At 72.6% G+C, this 17953-nt stretch carries 17 protein-coding genes; 12 read left to right on the forward strand and 5 right to left on the reverse strand.

The window, feature by feature from the left end:
* Positions 1-2: 2 nt before the first annotated feature.
* From thiC to AC060L_RS03700, 8 genes are all read left to right on the forward strand, one after another.
* Positions 3-1850, forward strand: a complete 1848-nt coding sequence (thiC, locus tag AC060L_RS03665; RefSeq protein ID WP_483796923.1) for a phosphomethylpyrimidine synthase ThiC — start codon at positions 3-5, stop codon at positions 1848-1850.
* 142 nt (positions 1851-1992) lie between these two features.
* Positions 1993-2214 (forward strand): type II toxin-antitoxin system VapB family antitoxin, encoded by a 222-nt coding sequence (locus tag AC060L_RS03670; RefSeq protein WP_483796924.1) that lies wholly within the window; start codon positions 1993-1995, stop codon positions 2212-2214.
* Positions 2211-2630 carry a PIN domain-containing protein gene (locus AC060L_RS03675; protein ID WP_483796925.1) on the forward strand — a complete coding sequence of 140 codons (420 nt, stop codon included), beginning with the start codon at positions 2211-2213 and terminating at the stop codon, positions 2628-2630. The genes AC060L_RS03670 and AC060L_RS03675 overlap by 4 nt, the downstream gene beginning before the upstream one ends.
* Before the next feature lie 66 nt (positions 2631-2696).
* Positions 2697-3044 (forward strand): PadR family transcriptional regulator, encoded by a 348-nt coding sequence (locus AC060L_RS03680; protein WP_483796926.1) that lies wholly within the window; start codon positions 2697-2699, stop codon positions 3042-3044.
* Positions 3041-4081: a hypothetical protein gene (locus AC060L_RS03685; protein ID WP_483796928.1), complete on the forward strand. Its 1041-nt coding sequence runs from the start codon at positions 3041-3043 to the stop codon at positions 4079-4081. Before AC060L_RS03680 ends, AC060L_RS03685 begins: the two co-directional genes overlap by 4 nt.
* Before the next feature lie 279 nt (positions 4082-4360).
* A complete protein-coding gene (locus AC060L_RS03690; protein ID WP_483796930.1) occupies positions 4361-7111 on the forward strand; it encodes a M4 family metallopeptidase in 2751 nt (916 codons plus the stop codon).
* Between the two features lie 140 nt (positions 7112-7251).
* Complete coding sequence (locus tag AC060L_RS03695; protein ID WP_483796931.1) at positions 7252-7674, forward strand: hypothetical protein; 423 nt, start codon at positions 7252-7254, stop codon at positions 7672-7674.
* A 54-nt stretch (positions 7675-7728) separates the two neighbouring features.
* Positions 7729-9468, forward strand: a complete 1740-nt coding sequence (locus tag AC060L_RS03700; protein ID WP_483796932.1) for a DUF885 domain-containing protein — start codon at positions 7729-7731, stop codon at positions 9466-9468.
* Between the two features lie 33 nt (positions 9469-9501).
* Here the strand turns inward: AC060L_RS03700 and AC060L_RS03705 are convergent, their stop codons facing one another.
* A complete protein-coding gene (locus AC060L_RS03705; protein ID WP_483796933.1) occupies positions 9502-10029 on the reverse strand; it encodes an NUDIX hydrolase in 528 nt (175 codons plus the stop codon).
* Between the two features lie 168 nt (positions 10030-10197).
* Between AC060L_RS03705 and AC060L_RS03710 the strand changes: the two genes are divergently transcribed.
* Together AC060L_RS03710 and AC060L_RS03715 are read left to right on the forward strand one after the other, a co-directional pair.
* The gene (locus AC060L_RS03710) at positions 10198-11361 is read left to right on the forward strand and encodes a sensor histidine kinase (RefSeq protein WP_483796934.1); all 1164 of its coding nucleotides are present in this window, start codon (positions 10198-10200) and stop codon (positions 11359-11361) included.
* 75 nt (positions 11362-11436) lie between these two features.
* Positions 11437-11883, forward strand: coding sequence for a GNAT family N-acetyltransferase (locus tag AC060L_RS03715; RefSeq protein ID WP_483796935.1), 447 nt, complete (start codon positions 11437-11439; stop codon positions 11881-11883).
* Here AC060L_RS03715 and AC060L_RS03720 read toward each other — a convergent pair.
* On the reverse strand, positions 11880-12659 hold the full coding sequence (locus tag AC060L_RS03720) for a GNAT family N-acetyltransferase (RefSeq protein ID WP_483796936.1): 780 nt from the start codon (positions 12657-12659) through the stop codon (positions 11880-11882). The genes AC060L_RS03715 and AC060L_RS03720 overlap by 4 nt on opposite strands.
* A gap of 34 nt (positions 12660-12693) precedes the next feature.
* Here AC060L_RS03720 and AC060L_RS03725 point away from each other — a divergent pair, with 34 nt between their 5' ends.
* Positions 12694-13086, forward strand: coding sequence for a YrdB family protein (locus tag AC060L_RS03725; RefSeq protein WP_483796937.1), 393 nt, complete (start codon positions 12694-12696; stop codon positions 13084-13086).
* A gap of 104 nt (positions 13087-13190) precedes the next feature.
* Here AC060L_RS03725 and AC060L_RS03730 read toward each other — a convergent pair whose 3' ends face one another.
* Together AC060L_RS03730 and AC060L_RS03735 are read right to left on the reverse strand one after the other, a co-directional pair.
* Positions 13191-14417, reverse strand: coding sequence for a metallophosphoesterase (locus tag AC060L_RS03730; protein ID WP_483796938.1), 1227 nt, complete (start codon positions 14415-14417; stop codon positions 13191-13193).
* A 110-nt stretch (positions 14418-14527) separates the two neighbouring features.
* On the reverse strand, positions 14528-15703 hold the full coding sequence (locus AC060L_RS03735; protein ID WP_483796939.1) for a LacI family DNA-binding transcriptional regulator: 1176 nt from the start codon (positions 15701-15703) through the stop codon (positions 14528-14530).
* Positions 15704-16057: 354 nt separating this feature from the next.
* On the opposite strand from AC060L_RS03735, the gene hisC reads away from it, so the two are divergent.
* On the forward strand, positions 16058-17137 hold the full coding sequence (gene hisC, locus AC060L_RS03740; RefSeq protein ID WP_483796940.1) for a histidinol-phosphate transaminase: 1080 nt from the start codon (positions 16058-16060) through the stop codon (positions 17135-17137).
* Between the two features lie 124 nt (positions 17138-17261).
* Here the strand turns inward: hisC and AC060L_RS03745 are convergent, their stop codons facing one another.
* Positions 17262-17660: a VOC family protein gene (locus AC060L_RS03745; protein ID WP_483796941.1), complete on the reverse strand. Its 399-nt coding sequence runs from the start codon at positions 17658-17660 to the stop codon at positions 17262-17264.
* Between the last annotated feature and the right edge of the window lie 293 nt (positions 17661-17953).

The raw sequence follows: 17953 nt of genomic DNA on the forward strand, positions 1-17953 counted from the left end.
TGATGACCGTTTCCAGCAATGACGCACGTCCGGGCGCCGACGAGAACGCGACCGGTGCCGGTGCCGCGGGTGCCGGGGTGACCAGCGCCGCGACCGGCTACCCGACCCCGGCCTGGCGCAAGGCGTACCGCGAGGGTTCCCGCCCCGACCTGCGCGTCCCGTACCGCGAGGTGCAGCTCACCAACGGGAAGACCGTCCCGCTGTACGACACCTCCGGCCCGTACACCGACGCCGCGTACGAGCCCGACGTGCGCCGCGGCCTGCCCGCGCTGCGCGACCCGTGGATCCGCCAGCGCGGCGACGTCGAGGAGTACGACGGCCGCGAGGCTCGCCCCGAGGACGACGGGATCAAGCACACCGCCCCGCGCGGCGGCAACCTGCGCAACCTGGACGCCGTCTTCCCCGGCCGGCCGCGCCGCCCGCTGCGCGCCCGCGACGGTGTCGCGGTCACCCAACTCGCTTACGCCAAGCGCGGGGTGATCACGCCGGAGATGGAGTTCATCGCGCTGCGCGAGGGCCTGGAGGCGTCCTTCGTGCGGGACGAGGTGGCCCGCGGCCGGGCGGTCATCCCGCTGAACATCAACCACCCCGAGGTCGAGCCGGCCATCATCGGCACCAACTTCCTGGTGAAGATCAACGCCAACATCGGCAACTCGGCGGTCACTTCGTCCATCGAGGAGGAGGTGGAGAAGATGACCTGGGCGACCCGCTGGGGCGCCGACACGGTCATGGACCTCTCCACCGGCCGCAACATCCACACCACCCGCGAGTGGATCCTGCGCAACTCCCCGGTCCCGATCGGCACCGTGCCGCTCTACCAGGCACTGGAGAAGGTCGACGGCAAGGCCGAGGAGCTGAGCTGGGAGGTCTACCGCGACACCATCATCGAGCAGTGCGAGCAGGGCGTCGACTACATGACCGTGCACGCCGGCGTGCTGCTGCGCTACGTGCCGATGACCGCCCGGCGCAAGACCGGCATCGTCTCGCGCGGCGGCTCGATCATGGCCGCCTGGTGCCTGGCGCACCATCAGGAGAACTTCCTCTACACCAACTTCGAGGAACTCTGCGACATCCTGCGCGCCTACGACGTGACCTTCTCGCTCGGCGACGGCCTGCGCCCGGGCTCGATCGCGGACGCCAACGACGAGGCGCAGTTCGCCGAGCTGCAGACGCTCGGTGAGCTCGGCCGGATCGCCCGCGAGCGCGACGTGCAGGTGATGATCGAGGGCCCGGGGCACGTCCCGATGAACAAGATCAAGGAGAACATGGATCTCCAGAAGGAGATCTGCGACGAGGCGCCGTTCTACACGCTCGGCCCGCTGACCACCGACGTCGCGCCCGGCTACGACCACATCACCTCCGGCATCGGCGCCGCGATGATCGCCTGGTGGGGCACCGCGATGCTCTGCTACGTCACGCCCAAGGAGCACCTGGGCCTGCCCAACCGCGACGACGTCAAGACCGGCGTCATCACCTACAAGATCGCGGCCCACGCGGCCGACCTGGCCAAGGGCCACGCCGGCGCCCAGGAGTGGGACGACGCGCTCTCCGACGCCCGCTTCGAGTTCCGCTGGGAGGACCAGTTCAACCTGGCCCTCGACCCGGAGACCGCCCGCGCGTTCCACGACGAGACGCTGCCCGCCGAGCCGGCCAAGACCGCGCACTTCTGCTCGATGTGCGGGCCGAAGTTCTGCTCGATGAAGATCAGCCAGAAGATCCGCGACGAGCACGGCGACGGCTCGACGGCCGTCGCGAGCGACTTCGACGCCGAGGCCCTGGCCGGCATGGCCGAGAAGTCCGCCGAGTTCGCGGAACACGGCAACCGGGTGTACCTGCCGATGGCGGACTGACGCTGCTGCCGCCTGACGACGGGCGCCGCTCCCCGAGGCTGATGCCGACCGGGAGCGGCGCCCGTCCGCGTTTCCGGGCTCGGGAACGGTCGGTCGCTGCTACATTCAAGAGTGTTGTTGGTCTTATATAACGGAGGCAAGTATGAGCGTGACAACCATCGATCTGGATGATGACGCTCTGGCGAAGGCCTTGCGGTTCTCCGGGGGCGCGACCAAGAAGGACGTGGTCAACACCGCCCTCCGCGAGTACGCCGAGAGGCACGAACGGGCCGCCCGGCGTGCTCGGCACTTCCAGGCCGCCCAGCAGTGGGACTACGAGGGGTGGCAGCAGCTCCACGAGGCCGAGAAGCAGGGGGAGGAGTGATCCGGTACCTCGCGGACTCCACTGCCGTGTGGCGACTGCAGCGCGAGCAGCACCTGAACGACGCGTGGGGGGAGGACATCGACCTTCGCGTCATCGGATCCTGTGCTCCTCAGCGCACCGAGTTCCGACGTTCCGCGCGCAACCTCGTGCACTACGAGCAGATGGGCGAGATGTTCGCCGACCTGTACCCGGACGTGCCCCTGCCGAAGAACATGTGGGCCTGGATCGAGGCCGCCCAGTTCCGGCTCGCGCGGAGCGGCGGAGCCGTCCGGGCCCTGTCCACTGTCGACCTCATGGTCTGCGCGACCGCAGCTCACCACGGGTTGATCGTGCTGCACGACGACAACGACTTCGTCACTGCGGCCGGCGTCCTCACCGATGTCCTCCAGCGCAGCGTCCGTGACGTTCCGCAGTAGCCGACAGGGCATGGCCGATATGGCTAAGTCATCGACTTATATCAACCGGTGATCTATGGTCGTTCCATGGCAGACCGTCAACTACAGGAGCCGACCCGCCTCGTGCTCACCGCGCTGGCCGATGCTCCGCGGCACGGCTACGCGATCATTCAGGAAGTGCTGGCCATCTCCGGTGGCCGGACCAAGTTGCTCACCGGCACGCTCTACACGGCGCTGGACCGGCTGCTTCAGCAGGGCCTGATCCGGATCGACCGCGAGGAGATCGTGGACGGGCGACTGCGTCGCAGCTATGCGCTGACCGAGCAGGGCCGTGACGTCCTCGGCAAGGAGATCGAGCGCCTGCGGGTGGGCGTCGTCGAGGCCGAACGGCGGCTCGGGATCAGCCGGTTCGTGCCGAACGGGGGGATGGCATGAGCGAATCGGGCACCACCGCGCACACTACTGCGACCACCGCTCGCCCGCTGGCGGAGCGACTGCCGCTGCTCGGGCTCTATCCCGCCGAGTACCGTGCCACGCACGGTGCGGAGATCGCCGCCGTCTTCGCCGAGTCCGCGCGGGGGGAGGGGACCCGGGCGGTCCTGCGCGAGTGGGCCGGGCTCGCCGCGCACGCGCTGCGGCTGCGCACCCGGCTCGGCTCGGCCGACCCCGGTGGCCGGATCGCCGCGGGGGCCGCGCCGTTCATCCTCGCGGGCGGTGCGGGCCTGAGTCTGGTCGAGCTGCTGCTGGGGATCCTGCTGCCCGGCACCGGTTACGGCTGGGGCGGCGAGAACGCCCGGATCGCCGTCGGGCTGCTGCAGACCGTCCCCTGGATCGTGGCCCTGCTCTGCGCGGTACTCGGCCGCTGGGCGCCGGCCAGGGCGGTGGTCCTGCTGGGCACCCTCGGTCGGCTCGCCGCCCCGGCGGTGATCCAGCTGGTCCACTCCGGGGTGGCGGGCGAACGGTACGACGGCCTGCTCGGGCTGTGGGTCGGGCTCGGGGCACTGCTGCTCATCGCCCCACCGGACGCCGTCGACCTGTCCCGGCGCGGCTGCGCCGAGATCACCCTCGCCGCCCTCGCGATCGCCACGCCGCTCACCGCGCTCCCCCTGCTGGCACGGCTGCCGCGGCCCGATCAGCCGGACGCGTTCTTCGACCTGTTCTACTCGCCGACCGTCCAGCGCCTGGTGGAGTCCTCGGCCCCCTGGCCCGCCGCGGTGCTGAGCCTGGCCCTGCTGCTCCACCTCGGCTCCCGGCGCCTCGATCGCCTGCGGGCCGTCGGCGTCGCGCTCGCGGTCCTCCCCTGGACGCTGGTGATCGCCCCGCCGTTCTTCCCGGAGCCCTGGACGGATACTCACCTGCTGCTCCGTCAGGGCGTGATCGTCGCCGTCCTGCTCGGTGGCGCCGTGCTGCTGGGCACCGGGTGCCAGGCGTACTGGCGGCACCGCCGTGCCGTATCCGTGGACCTGGTCTGACCGCTCGCGCGGTCGGTGTTCCTTCCCTACAGAACCGCCCATGGCCCGAATCGGGCCATGGGCGGTTTGCTTGCTTGAATTGATCATCGACATATGTTGATCGATGACTTATGGTGGTGACGAACCGTCAGTGCATGAAGCCGACTCGCCCTGCTGCTGCGGCCGTTGCCGCTGCTCGCCACCCCGGCAGGGCGCCGTCGAGGCGGGCCTGACGAGTGATCACCTCATGCGCGGGTACCGCCACCGACCCCGTGTTCCGTGTTCCATGAGAGGAGCGACGTGCAGCACCGTTCGCGAACGCCGAAGGCGCTCGGCCTCGGCCTGACCACTGCGCTGACCACTGCCGTGGCCCTGGCCCTGGCCGCGCCGCCGGCCCTGGCCGCACAGGCGGCCGGCACCGACGCCGACCCCGTTCCCGGCCTGGTGGCCGGGCAGGACACCGCCACGCCGCAGCTGGTCACCGGCCTGGCCGACGCGGCCCCCGGCAGCCCGGCCGACGCCGCGCGGGCCTACCTCGCGGCCCACCAGGACCGGTACCGGATCGATCCCGGGCAGCTCACCGAGATCGGTGCCGATCGCACCGCCGACGGTGGAAGCACCGTCAGGTTCCAGCAGAACCGTGATGGCATACCGGTGTTGGGCGCGCAGTACCTGGTCCATCTCACCGGCGACGGCGCCGCGCAGCGGGTCGAGTCGGCGGGTGGGAAGTACTTCACCGGGCTCACCGCGCCGACCCGGCCCACCGTGCCGGCCGAGGCGCTGCGCACCATGGCGCTCGGCTCGCTCACCGACCCCGACGCCCGGGCCAAGGCCACCGTCGAGGACCGCGGCCCGGTGATCCTGCCCGGTGGCGCCGGCCGGCTGGCGCAGCACTTCAGCGTGCACAGCACCGACTCGGCCACCGGCGGTCCGCTGGTCCGCGATGTCTACGTGGACGCAACCGTCGGCGCCGTCGTCCTCACCAGCGACGCCACCGCCCCGTACGCGGTCGGCGCGAACGCCACCGCCGGCACGCCGGCCGCCGCCGGCCTGGAACCCGCCACCGGGACCGCGCCGGACGTCTTCGGCACCTCCACCAAGGTGAACATCGGCCGCCTGCCGGACGGGAGTTACCAGCTCACCGACCTCAGTCGGCCCGCCCCCATCACCACCTACGACGCGGCCGGCCGGGACGCCGGCGACTACCAGGGCGGGATCCCCGCCGACAGTCTCCCGGTCCGCTCCCCGGGCCCGGACTTCCCCGCCACCAGCGGCAGCAGCGGCGCCACCAACGCCCATCTCGACGCCGGCATCGTCTACGACTTCTACCACGACCGGCTCGGCCGGGACGGTCTGGACGGCAAGAACGGCCCGATCACCGCCGTGGTCAACGTGACCAACGGCGGCGCCCCGTACCCGAACGCCTACTGGGACGGCCAGAAGATGGTCTACGGCGGTGGCGGCCCGCAGTACTACCCGTTCGCCGTCGCGCTCGACGTGGCAGGGCACGAGATGACCCACGCCGTCATCCAGAACACCGCCAACCTGGTCGGCTTCGGTCAGGCCGGCGCGATGAACGAGGGGCTGGCCGACTACTTCGGCAACGCCATCGAGGTGACCACCCGCGGCATGTCGATGAGCGACCCGAAGGCTGCGCTGCTCGGCGAGAGCCTGTGCCGCACCGGCACGCCGGAGGCCTGCGCACAGCGCCGGCTGGACGACCACAAGACCACCGTGAACGACTACCTGGGTCTGGGCCCCGACATCGACAGCGGCGGCGCGCACCTCAACTCCACGATCTTTTCGGGTGCGTTGTGGGACATCCGGCGCACCCTCGACCCGCTCACCGCCGACCGGCTGATCTACCGCGCGCTCGCCGACTACCTCACCCCGCTGGACGACTTCGTGGACGGTCGCAACGCGGTGCTCGCCGCCGGCCGGGCGCTCAACCTCCCGAAGTCCCAACTGCGGGAGGTGGCAGCGGCGTTCGACGCACACGGGATCAAGTCCGGCTGGCAGCACCGGCTCGGCACGGACAGCCGCACGCTGCTGGCCGGCGCCTCCACCCCGTCCGCCCCGGTCGCCGCCGACGGCCACTGGGTGATGACCGACACCGACCCGAGCGGCAAGACCCCGTCCGGCCTGTACACCGGCTCCACCACCGGTCGCGGCGCGCCCACCCAGCTCAGCCCGGCGGACGGCCGGCTGCACGGCTGGGCCGCCACCGACGGCAAGTCCGCCGCCTGGCTGGCCATCGGCACCGACGCCCAGGGCAAGTGGGGCATGGAGGTGCTGAGCCGGTCGCTCTCCGGCGGCCCGATCCGCAGCCTGTTCAGCTCCAACGGGTCCCAGCAGCCCAGCAGCGTCCAGGTCTCGGGCGATGACGTCGCCTTCGTGGTCTCCGCCGCCGGTCACACCCGGATCGAGCTCTCGCACGCCGGCGCCCCGGCGGTCGAGATCCCGTTGGCCGACGGCCATGCGGCGTTCGGCCTGAGCCTCAAGGACGGCAACCTGGCCTGGACCGAGTCCTGGACGGACGGTCAGAACCACCTCACCGCGGCGACCGTCTACTCGATCGCCGCCGGCAAGGTCACCGCGCAGTACCTGCCGGGCGCCTCGACCGGCACCGCCCCGGGCCGGGTCACGACGGCGCTGCTGGCGGGCGGACGGCTGCTGTGGGTGGAGATGCCCGCCGACCGCACCGAGCGCAGCTCGATCCGCTCCGGCGCGCTGGACGGCTCCGGCGTGACCACCGTGCTGCCGGGCGACTCGTCGGTCGCCCCGGCGGGCACCGACCTCAGCGTCACCGCCTCGGACAGGTTCATCACCTACGAGTGGCGCAACGACAAGCCTGCTGATGGCTGGACCAACGCCGCCCTCCCCAAGCTCTGGCAGCTCCCGATCACCGGTGGCGCCTCCGAGCGGCTCTCCTGCAACCGCGGCAGCCAGTACCAGGCGGCCGCCGATCAGGGCTCCCGGGTGGTCTGGCTCGACGCCACCGCGGGGCGCACCGACCTGGTCACCCGCGACCGGGCGGCGGGCAGCTGCTGATCCCTGCGGACGCACGATTCGGCCGGCCACCGCACCCCCGTGGTGGCCGGCCGAATCGAGGGAGACGAGGGCGCCGGGAGCCGGTACTGTACGCGGTCGTCGGTTTCGGCGTTTATCTGATCCTTATACGGGGGCTTTTCGTGAACCTTGATTTCAGCGCGCAGCCGTTCTTCTCCTGGTACGTCGTGCTGCTGTTCGTCAGCGGCGTCGCCATGCTGGTGATGGGTGCGATCAACTCGCGGGCGCTCAGCAAGGGCTGGCGGATCCTCAACGTGCTGTTCGGGCTGGGGTTCACGGGCTACGCGTTCTACCTGGCGTTCCTCTTCCAGGGCACCAGCTACATCGTCTTCTTCAAGGCGTTCATCCTGCCGGTCGTGATGATCGTCAACTTCTTCCGTGCGCAGGGGGCCCGCGGCAAGGCTGCGCCCGCGCCGGTGGCCTACCCGCAGCCGGTGCAGGCGCAGTACGTGCAGCCGATGCAGCCCGTGCAGCCGGCGCAGCCCGTGGCGGGGAACCCATACGCGCAGCCCGTACAGCCTGCCGGCGAGCAGCAGATCGGCTGAGACACCCGGCGAAAGCCTGCTGACGGCAGCGCCCCCGGTTGGCAGGATGGGGGCATGTCAGATGAGCGCACACCAGGTCAGCACGTGTCGGACGGCCGGAGCACCCCGCGCGGGATCGCCGATGAGTTCGTCGATCGGACGGCGGCGCGGGATCCGCTGACCGCGGCCTCGCTCGGCCTCCACCCCGGGGACGAACGGCAGGTGGACCTGTCTCCGGAGGGCTGGGAGGCGATGGCCGACCTGGCCCGGGAGGCGCTCGGCGCGCTGGAGCGGCTGCCCGCGCAGGCGTCGGCGGAGCCGGCCGAGGCGGCGTGCGCGCGGCTGCTGCGCGAACGGCTGACGGCGCAGCTCGCCTCGCACGAGGCGGGCGACCACGTGCGGGCGCTGCGCAACACGAACTCGCCGATCCACCAGGTGCGTTCGATCCTCACCCTGATGCCGACCGCGACCGAGCAGGACTGGACCGCGATCGCCGGGCGGCTGCGCAATCTGCCGGGCGCGGTGGCCGGCTACCGCACCACGCTCGCGCAGGGGATCGACCGCGGGCTGCTCTCCGCGCCCCGCCAGGTCGAGTCGGTGATCGCGCAGCTGGACGCCTGGACCGGGCAAGCAGGTGGCGGGGCCGGTTGGTTCGCCGAGTTGGTCGGCGCGGCCGGTGACGGCGCGGGCGGCGGCACGGCCGGCGAGCGGCTGCGCGGTGAGCTCGACGCTGCCGCACTCGGTGCCACCGCGGCCGTCGCCGAGCTGCGTGACTGGCTGCACGGCGTCTACCTGCCCGCCGCCGCCGACGTGCCGGACGCGGTCGGCCTGGAGCGGTACCTGCGCTCGGCGCGCCTCGCCACCGGTTCGGACGTGGACGTCGCCGAGGCGTACGAGTGGGCCTGGGAGGAGTTCCACCGCACCGTCGCCGAGATGCGGGTGGAGGCCGACCGGGTGCTGCCCGGTGCGACCGTCATGCAGGCGATGGAGCAGCTGAACGAGTCCGGCCACGCGATCAAGGGCGAGGAGGCCGTCCGCGACTGGCTGCAGCAGATCATGGACGAGGCGATCGAGGCCCTCGACGGCACCCACTTCGACATCACCGGACCGCTGCGCCGGGTCGAGTCCCGGATCGCGCCGGCCGGCAGCGCCGCCGCGCCGTTCTACCAGGGGCCGAGCCTGGACTTCAGCCGCCCCGGCCGCACCTACCTGCCGACGCTGGGCCGGGACACCTTCCCGACCTGGCAGCTGGTCAGCACCTGGTACCACGAGGGCGTGCCGGGCCACCACCTGCAGATCGCGCAGTGGGCGGCCGTCGCCGACCAGCTGAGCCGCTATCAGGTCACCCTCGGCAAGGTCAGCGCGAACGTCGAGGGCTGGGCGCTGTACGCCGAGCGCCTGATGGACGACCTGGGGTACCTCACCGACCCGGCCAACCGCCTGGGCTACCTGACCAAGCAGATGCTGCGGATCATCCGGGTGATCACCGACATCGGCATGCACCTGCGGCTGGCGATCCCGGCCGACTCCGGCTTCCACCCGGGCGAGGTCTGGACCCCGGAGCTGGCCGAGCGGTTCCTGGCCGAGTACCAGGGCAGCCCGCCGGCCCGCCGGCTCAGCGAGATCAACCGCTACCTCGGCTGGCCCGGCCAGGCGATCGGCTACAAGCTCGGCGAGCGGGCCTGGCTGGCGGGCCGGGAGGCGGCGCAGCGCCGGCTCGGCGCTGACTTCGACCTGAAGGCCTGGCACATGAAGGCGATCTCGCAGGGCTCGTACGGGCTGGACGACCTGGTGGCGAACCTGGCCTCGCTCTGACGGCGGACAGGCCCCAAGGAGGGCGCTGTTCGGTCAGGGCTGCTCCGGCGGTGCCTCGCCCAGCAGGGCGGGCAGCACCGCCGGCAGCCCGGAGAAGGTGAACGCGGCCTCGCCGGTGCTGTGCAGCGCGGCGGTGAGCCGGCTCTGGTTGCTCTCGTCCAGCTCGGGCAGCGCGTCCTGCTCGAACCAGCGGATCTCCAGCGACTCGTCGTCGTTCACCCGAGCCTCGCCACCGACCGCGCGGCAGCGGAAGGTCAGCTCCAGGTACTGGGTCTGGTCGCCGTTGGCGTACGTGACCGGCGGCGAGACGCTGACCGAGGTCAGCAGCTCGGGGACGGCGATCACGCCCGCCTCCTCCAGGCACTCGCGGACGGCGGTGTCGGCCGGCTGCTCGGCCGGGTCGATGATGCCGCCGATCAGTGCCCAGTCGCCGGTGTCCGCCCGCCGCCCGAGCAGCACGCGGTCCTGGTCGTCCAGCACCACGGCGGAGGCGACGGAGAGCCAGAGCGGACGGGTGCCGATCAGGGCACGCAGTTCGGTGATGAAAGGAGGGATGGCCATGAGGCCGAGCCTACTTGGCACGGACTTGGGACAGTGTCGGCCCGGTGCTGCGGCAGCGCCGTCCGGCGGACGCGGACGCTGGCTCCGGGGGCGGCCGGGGGTCAGGCTGGGAGGGACGGTGGTCGGCTGGAGGTCCGCGCGGTCGGGGCCTGCGCGGAAGGGGGCCGGATGGACGTCGGGCAGACCGGCATCGGACAGTTGGGCAGGGGCGGGTCGCGGGGACGGCCGGACGGCGCCGCGCAGCGGCTGCTCGGCCAGGAACAGGCGGTGCTGGCCCGGTACCGGGAGGCGCTGCGGGCGATCAACAGCCCGCTGACGGCCGACCCGCAGGGCTGGGAGCAGTGCGCGGTGCAGGCCCGCCGGATCCTCGCGGACTGCGCGGCGAGCCTGGCCGACGGCCGGAGTGCCGAGGCCACCGACCACGCAGGCGCCGCAGGCCCCACGGCCGGTGCGACGCCGCTGCATCCGGCCCACTCGGTCCGGGCCGGGCGCCTGCTCCAGGACATCGTGCTCGGGGCACTGGACCAGGCCGTCGCCGACGCCGACGCCGACGCCGACCCCCGTGCCACGACGGACGACCCGGCCCGCTGCCGCGGCTGTGACGACAACTACGCCGCCGCCGTCCGCTCGCTCCACCAGGGCGTCAGCCGTCGGCTGGAGGGCGGCTCGGTCGGCTACGACAGCCGACTGCTCGGCCGGGTCCGCGAGTTGCACGAGCGCGAGCAGCGCACGCTGGCCCGCGAGGTCCAGGAGCGGCTCGGTGCCCCGCTCAACGCGGCGGCCCGCCGGCTGGACCAGTACGAGCGGCAGGCCCGGCTCGCCGGGACCGCGCCGGCGCCGCAGGTCGAGGCGGCCCGGGAGGCCGTCGCCGAGGCGCTGGAGCAGGCCCGCCGGATCGCCGACGGGCTGCGCCGCCCGGCCGGCGCGGGGTCGCTGGCCCGGGCGCTGGAGGGCTTCGCCGCCTCGCTGCCGGCCGACGGCCCGGAGATCAGGATCTGGGTCAGGGGCGCGCAGGAGTGGCTGCCGACGGCCGTCTCCGAGGAGTTGTTCCTGATCGTCCGCGAGTGCCTGCGCAACGCGGTCCGGCACGCGGCGGCCGGCAACGTCGTGGTGCACATCGACATCGCGCCGCACGAGGTGCTGACCGAGGTGCTCGACGACGGGCGCGGCTTCGAACCGGCCGCCGCGGCGCGCTACCCGGGCGGCGGCGGTCTGGACGAGCTGCGCGAGCGGGTCGATCTGCTGCGCGGCACGCTGGACCTCGTGACGGCGCCGGGGCGCGGCACCCGGGCACTGGTCCGGCTGCCGACCGGCGGGGGCGAGCACCGGTAGAGCGGGTGGGCGGGTAGGCGGGTGAGAGACGGCAGGAGACAGGCCCCGGGCGCCGCGGCGTAGGATTGGGGCCTCATGGAGCTGATCATCAGTGATCTCACACCCGCCGACCCGGAGTTGGAACGGGACGTCGCGCCGCTGATCCGCCTGCTGCGGCCCGGTCTCGGCCGGGCGGAGTTCTCCGCCTTCGCCGCCGAGGCGCACGCGCAGGGCCTGGTGTTCACCGCCGGGTACGAGCCGCGCGGCCGCTGCGTGGCGGTCGCGGCGCACCGGGTGCTGGCCACCAGTCGGGGGCGGCTGCTGCTGGTGGACGACTTGGTCACCGACCCCGACCTGCGCTCGGCGGGCGCCGGCAGCAGGCTGCTCGCGGAGCTGGAGGAGCGGGCCCGGCGGTCCGGCTGCGTGCGGCTGGAGCTGGACTCGGGGGTGTCGAACCACGGCGCGCACCGGTTCTACCACGGGCGGCGGATGTCGATCGTGGCCTTCCACTTCGCGCACGACATCGCCCACGACAGGCTCTAGCGGCGGGCGAAGCAGTGGTTGCGGCCGAGGAGTTCGAAGCCGCGCCGGGCGTACCAGTGCCGGGGCCAGTCCTCGGCGTCGGCGAGCAGGAAGAGCGTTCCGCAGCCCGCCGCGGCGGCCAGGGCCAGGGCGGTCGCCAGCAGCGTGTCGGCGTGGCCGCGGCGGGTGTGGCCGTGGGCCGTGACCACCTCCTCGATCTGGGCGAGTCCGGTCGCCGGCTCCAGGTAGAGGTCCGCCCAGGCCGCGAAGGTGGCGCCCTCCCGCACCGCGAGGAAGCGGACGTCCGGAGCGCCCTGCCGTCGGGCCGTCCGCCGGTCGGCGAGTTGCGCGGCCACCTCGGGGCGGTCGGGGCGGTCCGGCAGCCAGCGCAGGGTCTGCGCGAGCGACGCGTCTCGGAAGTCGGCTTGCTCGACTTCCTGTGCAGGGGGCTCCGGCAGCGCGCACCCGGCGGTCGAGCGCGCCATCACCAGCTCGGTCTCCCGGACGTACCCCGTGGCGAGCAGCGCCGGTGTGCAGGCGGCGCCGAGCGCCTCGTCCAGCACGGTGATCCGGCGGTGGCCGGCCGCGGCGAGGTCCGCCAGGTCCACCGGCTCCGGCAGGCCCGAGAGCTCGGTCGTGCCGGTCAGCAGCAGCTGGTTGTGCTCGTGGGAGAGCGGGAACCGCGGGTCCGACACCACCATGCCACCGGCGGTGGGGAGTTCGACCAGTTCGGCCGCCTGGCGGCGGGCGAAGCCGGCCCGGAAGGCGGCCGTCCGGGTGAGCAGTGTGGCTGACATGCAGTCATATTAATGACCGTGTCACGATGGCCGCATGCCTAGAGGACTGCGTTATGCGAACGAAAGTCTGGCGTTCCTGATCGAGCTGGCGGTGCTCGGCTTCCTGGCCTGGTGGGGCTTCGGCGTCGGCGACCGGCTCCTGGTCCACCTGCTGCTCGGGCTCGGCTCCCCGCTGCTGGCCGCGCTGGTCTGGGGCCGGTACGCCGCGCCGCGGGCCACCGTGAAGCTGCCGCGCCCGGGCGTGCTGGCGGTGAAGGCGGTGGTCTTCGCGGCCGGCGCGGCCGCGCTCGGCGCGGTGGCGGGCCTCGGCTGGGGGCTCGGCTTCGGGGCGCTCGCGCTGGTCAACACGGCGGTGCTGATCCCGAGCAGTCCGCACAGCCTGCTCGGTGCGCACGACCCGCTGGGCAACCACGACGGCGACAACTGAAGGCGGCCACCGGCGGCCGGCCTGCGTGGGTGGGCGCGGCGGCCAGCCGGTGGGTGGCTCGATAGTAGGCGGGTGCGGGCCGGGAGGGAACGGTTGACGGGCGATCAGTCCACCGGTAGCCGTGCGACCAGCAGGCGGCCCTCCATGGTGACCCCGCCGTCCATCGCGACCGCCAGCTCGTCGGCGTAGATGTACGGCCCGGGGACGTACGGCCGCTCGCCGCTGTCGTTGTTCGCCTCGCCGGTCAGGTACGGGATCGGGCTGTGCCCGTGCACCACCCGGTGCCCGCCGTACGTCGCCAGCAGCTCGCCCGCCGCCATCGGACCGCCGGCGCCGCGGAAGGCGAACCGCTTGGTGAACCGGCGGAACGCGTCCCACCACTCGTCCGCGCCCTCGTCCGCGAGCAGGTCGTGCACCGCGTCGTTGACCTCGTCGATCGAGTTGCCGAACTCCAGGTACGCCGTGGTGTCCGAGTGCAGCAGCAGGTGGCCGTCCTCCAGCGCCATCGCGGGCAGCCGGGAGAGCCAGCTGATGTGGTGCCCCTCCAGCCGCTCCAGGTCGCGCTGCTGCCCGCCGTTCAGCAGCCAGGCGGCGCGGAACGAGGCGGTGCCCGCGGTGGACTGCACCGGCTCGTCGCCGTACCGGTGGGCGCCGAGGAAGAGCAGTTCGTGATTGCCCATCAGGGCCCGGCAGTAGCCGCCGGCGGCGGCCGCCTCGGCGGCCAGCTGCATCACCAGGTCGATCACGCCGATGCCGTCGGGGCCGCGGTCGGTGAAGTCGCCGAGGAACCAGACCCGGGAGCGGCCGGCCGCCCAGTGGCCGTCGGCGTCCACCAGGCCCTGCTGGTGCAGCGCGGCGAGCAGCTCGTCGAGGTAGCCGTGCACGTCGCCGACCACGTAGAGCGGGCCGACCGGGCCCGGATCGGCGGCCGGCTGCGGGTACGGCGTGGCGTACGGGTTGTCCTCGGTGATCGGCGGGCCGAGCTCGATGGTCGGCGGGTCGTCGTGCGAGGGCGGCGACGGCGGAGACGGCGGTGACGGTGGGCCGTCCGGTGGCGGCGGCGCCAGGAAGATCGGGTCGGTGCCCGGCTCGGGCCGCGACAGGCCGGTCACCGGCCAGTGCTGCTCCAGGTAGCGCGCGCCGCCGTACCCGCTGTAGGTGGCGTCCTGGCCGCCGGGCTGTTCCCCGGCCTGGTCACCGGGCGAACCCTGGTACTCCTGAGGGGGGTTGGGCTCGTAGTACGAGCCGTACGGCAGCACGTCGAGGTCCTGGTGCGGGTGGGGGCCTGAGTGGGGCAGTTCAGGCCCGGGGTAGCGGTCCTCGGGTGTCATCCGCCCATCATAGGAAGACCACTCTCCCGTCGTCCTCACCCGGTGGCCATCCAAATCGATTCGGGGACGTCAATCCGTGCGCGTGCGCTCGGCCGGAGCGGCTGCGGGGTTCAGACCTCGCCCGGTGAGCGGGGCGGGCTGACGGTGGTTCGCGGGCTGCGCCGCTGCGAGGAGGCCCGGATGATCAGTTCGGTGGGCATCAGGGTGCCCGGCGGCGGGCCGGTGCCGGCGGTGCGGTAGCGCGGCGGGAAGAGCCGGGCGCCGCTGGTCGGCGTGTCGGCCGTCATGCCGGTGCCCGAGTCGATCCCCTCGATCGCGTCGATCAGGAGGTTGACGACGGTGGTGCCGATCCGGCGGGGCTTGAGCGAGAGCGTGGTGATCGGCGGCTCGGTGCCGGCGTAGACGTCGCTCTCGCTGCAGCAGACCAGCAGCAGGTCGTCCGGCACCCGCAGGCCGTAGCGGCGGGCGGCGGCCAGCAGGTCGGTGCCGTTCGGGTCGAACAGGCCGTAGACCGCGTCCGGGCGGTCCGGACGGGCCAGCAGCCGGTCGGCGGCGACCGCCCCGGCGGCCGGGTCGTGCGCGGGGTAGGCCTCGTAGACCGGCTCCTGGCCGACCCGGGCGCACCAGCCGAGGTAGGCGTCGGTGGAGAGCCGGGTGTACGTGTCGGTGCTGGTGCCGGTGAGCAGCCCGATCCGGCGGGCGCCGGCCTCGCTGAGGTGCTCCAGGATGCCGAGCACGGCCGCCTCGTGGTCGTTGTCCACCCAGGCGGTGACCGGGCAGTTGCCCGGCTTGCCGTCGCTGACCACCGGGACGCCGGACCGGTACAGCTCGCTGACCAGCGGGTCCTGGTCGGCCGGGTCGATCACCACGGTGCCGTCCAGCGCGACGTTGCTCCACACGTCGTGCCGGGAGGAGGCGGGCAGCACCACCAGCGCGTAGCCGCGGCCGAGCGCCGCGCTGGTGGCGGCCCTGGCCATCTCGGCGAAGTAGGCGAACTCGGTGAAGGTGAAGGGCTCCTCGCCATAGGTGGTGACGGTCAGTCCGATCAGTCCGGACCGGCCGGTGCGCAGCGTCCGGGCGGCGGCGGACGGCCGGTAGCCGAGGCGCTCGGCGACCTCGCGCACCCGGCTGCGGGTTTCGTCGGGCAGGCGGCCCTTCCCGTTCAGGGCGTCGGAGACGGTGGTGATCGACACTCCGGCGGCTGCTGCCACATCCCGGATGCCGGCCCGCTCCAGACGTCGTGAGGTGGTGGGTCGCCGACCGCTCTGGTTGGCTGCTGCTGTCATGGCGCACCGATCGTATGGTGCGTCAGCCGCTTCGCGGACCAGGGAGCGAAGCGGTGGCGCAGATACGTTTCTCCACGTCCACCGCTCGTCTCACTCCTTGGATCGATGGTCTGATTTCGGCCGATTACCTCTGACATGTGCCATCGGAACGAGAGACAATGGCTGATCCGCATCGGTGCTCCGGCCGGACATCTCACCCCTATGGGTGAGCGCGGTGGGTATCGTTCTGGGCACCCGACCGGGGATACGACACCGTTGGTGCGACCGGCGCACAAACGAGCGCCGGGGCGCGCGGCGGGACGGGGCGGGCCCTACCGGGCCGGCCCGGATCGAACGTAGAAGGAGAGCACCACCGTGAGCGGTACGGCAGCGCAGGGTCCGCGGCTCCGCCCGAGCCTCGACGCAATCCCCACCTACAAGCCCGGCAAGCCGGCCGGCGCCGACGCGTTCAAGCTGTCCTCCAACGAGAACCCGTACGAGCCGCTGCCGGGCGTGCTGGAGGCCGCCGTCGCGGCCGCCGGCTCGTTCAACCGGTACCCGGACATGGCGGTCACCGAGCTGACCGAGGAGCTGGCCCAGCGCTTCGGCGTGCCGGCCGAGCACATCGCGACCGGTCCGGGCTCGGTCGGCGTGGCCCAGTCGCTGGTCTCCTCCACCGCCGGTCCGGGCGACGAGGTGATCTTCGCCTGGCGCTCCTTCGAGGCCTACCCGATCATCACGCAGGTCGCCGGTGCCACCCCGGTCGCGGTGCCGCTGACCGCCGGTGAGGAGCACGACCTCGACGCGATGCTCGCCGCGATCACCCCGCGCACCCGGCTGATCTTCGTCTGCAACCCGAACAACCCGACCGGTGTCGCGATCCGCCGCCCCGAGCTGGAGCGGTTCCTGGACGCGGTGCCCGCCGACATCCTGATCGTGGTCGACGAGGCGTACCGCGAGTTCCTGCGCGACGAGCAGGTGCCGGACGGCGTCGAGCTCTACCGCGACCGGCCGAACGTCGCCGTGCTGCGCACCTTCTCCAAGGCCTACGGCCTGGCCGGCCTGCGGGTCGGCTTCGCGATCGCGCACGAGCCGGTCGCCGGCGCGCTGCGCAAGACCGCGATCCCGTTCGGCGTCAGCCAGCTCGCCCAGGACGCGGCGGTCGCCTCGCTGCGCGCCGAGGACGCGCTGATGGTCCGGGTCGAGGCGCTGGTCGTCGAGCGGGCCCGGGTCGCGGCGGCGCTGGCCGAGCAGGGCTGGACGCTCGCCGACTCGCAGGCCAACTTCGTCTGGCTGCGGCTTGGCGAGCGGACCCTGGACTTCGCCGCGGCCTGCGCGGCGGCCGGCGTGATCGTCCGCCCGTTCCCGGGCGAGGGCGTCCGGGTCACGATCGGCGAGGAGGCGGCCAACGACCTCTTCCTCGGCGTGGCGGCGGAGTTCCGCAAGGAGCTGTAGGAGCTGTAGGAGCTGTAGGAGCTGTAGGGGCTGTGGGCACCGGCTGCGGGAAGCGGCCGAGCTGACCGACGACGGCGGGCCGGGGGGACACCCCCGGCCCGCCGTCGATCGTTCGCTACAGGTCTCAGCCGGCCCAGGGGGTCGCGGCCCGCTCCGCCAGGCTGCGCTCGACGCAGAACTCGTTGCCCTCGAGGTCGGCCATCAGCGCCCAGCCGGTGCCGTCCGGCTTGCGGTGGTCCTCCAGCAGCGTGGCGCCGAGCGCGCTCAGCCGCTCGACCTCCTCGTCGCGCGGGCCGGCCGGCTGCAGGTCCAGGTGCACCCGGTTCTTGGCGGTCTTGCCCTCCGGGACCCGGATGAAGAGCAGGTTGGGCGCCGCGCTGCCGTCCGGCGCGGGCACCATCACCTCGTCGTCGCCCGGCTTGCTCTCCGGGTCGACCGGCCGGCCGGAGACCGCGGACCAGAACCCGGCAAGCCGGTACGGGTCCGCACAGTCGAAGGTGATGCTGTGCACGAGCGAGGTCAACTGTCCTCCTGAGTGGCATGACTGATTGTTTTTCATACTGTCAGGGCGCTGTCCGGGTCGTCTGGGATTATCGGCCTGCGAGCCGCCCCGGACCGGCGGGGCAGGCGTGAAAGCCGGGACCCAGATGGCTGGGAACTTGCTGTGAGTAGCCTCAATCCCATCTTTCGATGGCCCGGATGCGCCGCTCATATGTCCTGATTTGCCCTTGATCGAGCTCGCTGACCGCCTCAGCGAACACTCAGTCTGTGCTCAGGGCATCGCAAGAGCACCGGGCGAACCTTGGGCGCTATGAA

It is taken from the genome of Kitasatospora sp. NEAU-69 (assembly GCF_057158765.1).